Genomic DNA, 4,346 nt, shown 5'->3' with positions numbered 1-4,346 from the left:
CCCGGCCCCCTACGTCCATGCCTACAACGCAGACGGCAAGGAGATCTACAACCAGAAGACGCAGCCCACAGTCAAGGGCGCCCGCCAGTAGGCGTTACTTCAGGTGGTGGGGCGGTCATCCCAGTGGTAGCGCGGGGTCGCGCGGCGGATGGGCATACGCAGTGTGACGATCGCGGCGGACAGGTAGAGGTAGAAGTCCACGACGCGGCTGCGCTTCTCGGTGCAGTGCCGCAGCTTGCCGAAGCCGTTCATCCACGAGTCGCTCCGCTCCACCACCCACCTCTTGTCGGCCTGGATCGGGGCGGGAACGCCCTTGCGGGCGATCTCGCCAGTGAAACCCAACTCCCCGAGCGCGCAGAGGTACTTGTCGCTGTCGTAGCCGCGGTCCAGGTTCACGCTGGCATGGTCGGGTAGCCCGCCGACCTGCTCGTCGGCGGCCTTGAGGATCAACGGTGAGCGGCAGTAACCTGTGGCGGGCGGTCGACCAAGACGGCAACGTGCTGGACATCCTGGTCCAGTCCAGGCGGAACGCGAAGGCAGCCAAGCGCTTCCTGGCCAAGCTGATGAAGAAGCAGCACCGCGTCCCACGGGTGCTGGTCACCGACAAGCTCAAGAGCTACGGCACCGCCCACCGCGCACTGATGTCCTCGGTGGAGCCGCTCCCACAAGGGATTGAACAACCGTGCGGAGAACTCCCACCAACCGACGAGGCAACGTGAACGCGCGATGAAAGGCTTCCGCTCACCCGGCGCCGCGCAACGATTCCTGTCCGCGTTCAGCGGCATCTCACCCCACTTCCGACCCCGACGCCACCTCCTCACCGCCGCCGAACACCGCTTCGAGATGACCCTTCGCTTCACCATCTGGGCCCACGTCACCAAGGGCATCGGCCTGCCGACCGCCGCCTGATTCAGGACCCGACACCCGGCTCCCCACCACGCCCTCAGCCGAGCACACCCCCAACAACGTGACAACACCCCAGCTGCCGCAACGACGTCAAACCCGGACGGCCCGACGTGGTCTGCGGCCACCGACTCGACCAGCCCACCGAAACGCAGACCCGGCCCCTGCCGCCTCGCGGCCTGGCCCGCGTCAGCACACATGGTCACCAGCGCCCAGAAGGCCGTCGTCGACCACCCCTCGGCACCGCCGCGGTCTTGTCCGTCGCCGACCAGCTGCTGAACCCCCCGACCAGGAACTCGCGCAGGAACTGGGACGACTTGCCCGCCGATGCCCCGAACGCGACAACAAGCGCTGGGGGGGCCACCTGGAAGCTCCTCAACAAGGAAGCCTCACCCGCCCGCCGCGCGCTGATCGAACAGGCCCTGCCCCGAACTCACAAACCCCCGAGCCCGCGCCTGCCCTCCGACATTTGGCACCGCAAGCGCCTCATCCCCTCGGCGGTCCTCCCTCAACAGACCGGCAAGCTGGACGGCTACTCGGCCCAGAACATCCCCCAGGAACTGGGATCGGCTGGTTACACGGAATAGGCTGCCTGCTGACTGAAGGTCTGTCGGGAGGGGAATGGAGTAGGCCATCTGAAGGTCGATCCGAACGAAATCCACACGTTCGCGGGCTATCGGCGAGGACTTCGCGAAGCCCTGTCGGGCGGCTGTGACCGCCAGCCAGACGGCCGTCAGTCAGCTGGCGGGGTGGACGGCGGCCGCACGACTGGGCCAGGTGGCCGGTTACTGGGCGCCCGTACCGGCGAGCGTCGGCGACCGTCTCAAGAAAACGGCTGACAACCTCACCGCCACGGCGCAGGCCTGCACGAACAACGAGAACGCCAACGCCGAGGTCTGGCAGGAGCAGAAGATCGGCGAAGCATGGGAGGAGCCGGGCCAGTGAGCACCTGTACGAGCTGCTGCTCCGGTTCGACCCGACCGGGCTGCACGAAGCTGCCAAGGCATGGCGCGCCCTGTCCAACGGGGCCCAGTCCGCCGACAACCGGCGCCGCAGCCAGGTGAACGGCCAGCTGCGGAACGGGAATTGGGAAGGAGAGGATACGCAGAAGGCGTTCTACACCCTGGGCCGGAACGAGCAGACCCTGGAGATCGTGAGGGTTGAGTCCGCCACGGTCGCACTCACCCTGGACACCGTCGCGCGTCCAGCCCTGAGCGCAAGGCGTTGGCCACCCTGCGGGGGGACGCCCAGGACCGGATCAACAAGGCACTGGCCGGTGCGAAAGAGGCGAGCGACAAGGGCGACCACGCCCTCGGCCGCCTTGATGCCGACATCCTGACCCGCCCGAGGACGTTCGGCTCCACCGCTGAGACCGCCGCCGACGTGAGGGACGTGGCGAAGGACCTCGGCCTCGCCGATCCGTACGTCCCTGACAACAAGGACCCGCAGAAGTCCGCTGACTGGTGGAAGTCGCTGACCCCGGAGCAGCAGAGCAGCTACCTCGCGCTCTACCCGGACAAGGTGGGGCAGTTGGACGGCTTGCCTGCAACGGTTCGGGATGAGGCGAACCGGCTGGCCCTCGACCAGGAGTTGGACGGGCTGAGGTCCGGTACCGCATGAGGAAGCGGGATCGACGAGGGGAGTACAACCTCCGCGAGCAGAACCTGATGAAGCTCAAGGAGCAGCATGACACTGCGGCCGCGGACAAGCAATTGTTCGCGGTCGCCCAGCTCCTCGGCCAGCCGACCCTCGCCGTAGGGAACGACCTCGCGGCCGGTCGCCCGACCCGGCGGCGCCGGACGGATCTGGCACGCGAGCCCGGGTTCTTCAGACTGAGTCATGTCCAAGTGGCCAGCTCCCCGCGGCAGGCGGTGCCATTCACGTACGGAGCACCCGGGGCAGCCATCGTTCCCGGTGTCGATCCGGTCCCGGCGGAGTCCGGGATTCACCTGTCCGTACCTCATTGATCGGAGTAACGTGCTCCTGCCAAAAGCGGCGTGACGATGAGTCAGGGGAACTGTCGCATGTACCTGAGCGTGCCTTTGGAGAACGGCGAGAGCATGGTCGTGGAGCTGCCCGAGGGGCAGGGCTCCGGGGTCCTGCGGGCGACTCGGGGAGAGGCGCTGATCGAGTCCTCGGCCGAGACCTTCGAGTCCGGCCTGGCCCGGGTGCGGCATGTCGCCGGGGTTCTGCTGGAGAGGCTGGCAGACCTGCCAAGGCAGCCCGACCACATCCGAGCCGAGTTCGGGATCAAGATCACGACGGAAGCGGGGCTCGTCGTCGCCAAGGCGGCCGGCGACGCACACTTCACCCTGGAACTGGAGTGGAGCCGCCGCGAGAGCGACGGATGAGCCAGCCGCCGGACAGGCGGGACTCTCCGGCCTGGGAGCGCGGGATGGTGCGCGTCCTCGACGGCGAGCGCCCTGTGGGGGCAGCGTTCCTGATCCCGGGCCAGCTCCTGCTCACCTGCTCGCACGTCGTCGCCGCTATCGCGGGCATCCCGGACGACCAGGCCCTCCCCCTGGACTTCCCCGTCGCGGTCGACTTCCCGCTGCTCCCCGGCTGTCCCCAGGTGGCGGCCACCGTGCAGTTCAGCGTTCCGGTGGCCCCCGACAACAGCGGCGACGTCGCCGTGCTGCGACTGGACGACACGCCTCCGACCGGCGCGGTCGCCCTGCGGGTCCTGGAGTCGGACCAGCTGACCGGCCACCGCTGGCGAGCGTTCGGGTTCCCGCGGTATTCGGGGCCAGGCGGCAGCAAGGATGCCGGGGTTTGGACCCGAGGCACCATCGAGGGCCGGGAGGGCACCGGCTGGTGGCAGCTCACCTGCGACGAAACCGCCGGGTTCCCGCTGGCCGGCGGCTTCAGCGGGGCACCGGTGTGGGACGAGCAGTTCCACGGCGTCATCGGTGTCGTCGTCGCCGTCGAAGGAGACCAGCGGCGACGGACCGGCTACGCGCTGACGGTGGAGTCGTTGGCCCGTGAATGGCCGCAGTTGCGCTCCCGATTGCTGGCCGACAGCCCCTTCCGCGAACTTCTACCGTTCACCGAGCAGGACCAAGCGGTGTTCCACGGACGAGGCCACGAGACACACCGCCTGCTCGAACTTCTGGAGGAGCAGCAGGTTCCCGTGCTGCCAGTGCTCGGCGCCTCCGGTGTCGGCAAGTCCTCTCTCGTCAGCGCTGGCCTCCTGGCACACCTCGGCAACACCACCTACCTGATCGCCCGCATCCCCCACGGGCTGCGGCTGACCGCCGAGGAACTGCTCGCCTGGGCCCTGCTCTCCGCTGGTGACGCGGACACGAGCACACCGCACTGGGACGAGCGCTGGAGCGCCCTGGCCGGCCAACTAGGGCACGTATTCGGTCGTGATCAATCTGTGTGATTCACCTTCGCGGCGGGTCCTGATCCGGTAGACCGTGGTGTGTGACGCGAGCGCAACT

At 68.1% G+C, this 4,346-nt stretch carries 5 protein-coding genes and 2 pseudogenes; 6 read left to right on the top strand and 1 reads right to left on the bottom strand.

Features of this window, described 5'->3' with window-relative positions:
* Positions 1-99: 99 nt before the first annotated feature.
* Positions 100-456: pseudogene (locus tag ACIRRH_RS43815) on the bottom strand (IS5/IS1182 family transposase); the annotation flags it as partial.
* Between the two features lie 11 nt (positions 457-467).
* Between ACIRRH_RS43815 and ACIRRH_RS43810 the strand changes: the two are divergent.
* The 6 genes and pseudogenes from ACIRRH_RS43810 to ACIRRH_RS43785 form a co-directional block, all read left to right on the top strand.
* A pseudogene (locus ACIRRH_RS43810) lies at positions 468-909 on the top strand (transposase); the annotation flags it as partial.
* A 248-nt stretch (positions 910-1,157) separates the two neighbouring features.
* Positions 1,158-1,490 (top strand): hypothetical protein, encoded by a 333-nt coding sequence (locus tag ACIRRH_RS43805; protein ID WP_403079079.1) that lies wholly within the window; start codon positions 1,158-1,160, stop codon positions 1,488-1,490.
* Between the two features lie 124 nt (positions 1,491-1,614).
* Positions 1,615-1,848, top strand: coding sequence for a hypothetical protein (locus tag ACIRRH_RS43800; protein WP_403079078.1), 234 nt, complete (start codon positions 1,615-1,617; stop codon positions 1,846-1,848).
* A gap of 279 nt (positions 1,849-2,127) precedes the next feature.
* Positions 2,128-2,523: a hypothetical protein gene (locus tag ACIRRH_RS43795; protein WP_403079077.1), complete on the top strand. Its 396-nt coding sequence runs from the start codon at positions 2,128-2,130 to the stop codon at positions 2,521-2,523.
* 404 nt (positions 2,524-2,927) lie between these two features.
* Positions 2,928-3,254, top strand: a complete 327-nt coding sequence (locus tag ACIRRH_RS43790) for a CU044_2847 family protein (RefSeq protein WP_403079075.1) — start codon at positions 2,928-2,930, stop codon at positions 3,252-3,254.
* A 44-nt stretch (positions 3,255-3,298) separates the two neighbouring features.
* Positions 3,299-4,288 carry a trypsin-like peptidase domain-containing protein gene (locus ACIRRH_RS43785; protein WP_403079073.1) on the top strand — a complete coding sequence of 330 codons (990 nt, stop codon included), beginning with the start codon at positions 3,299-3,301 and terminating at the stop codon, positions 4,286-4,288.
* The last annotated feature ends 58 nt before the right edge of the window (positions 4,289-4,346 follow it).

The sequence above is a fragment of the Kitasatospora sp. NPDC101235 genome (genome assembly GCF_044767505.1).
In the GTDB taxonomy this organism is placed as follows: domain Bacteria; phylum Actinomycetota; class Actinomycetes; order Streptomycetales; family Streptomycetaceae; genus Kitasatospora.
Note: the sequence above shows the minus strand (reverse complement) of the source record. Positions and strands in the feature narration are given on the sequence as shown.

Bases quoted from the DNA above. Each gene is read 5' to 3' on its own strand.
- ACIRRH_RS43790 (WP_403079075.1), top strand. From the start codon at position 2,928: ATGTACCTGAGCGTGCCTTTGGAGAACGGCGAGAGCATGGTCGTGGAG.
- ACIRRH_RS43785 (WP_403079073.1), top strand. From the start codon at position 3,299: ATGGTGCGCGTCCTCGACGGCGAGCGCCCTGTGGGGGCAGCGTTCCTG.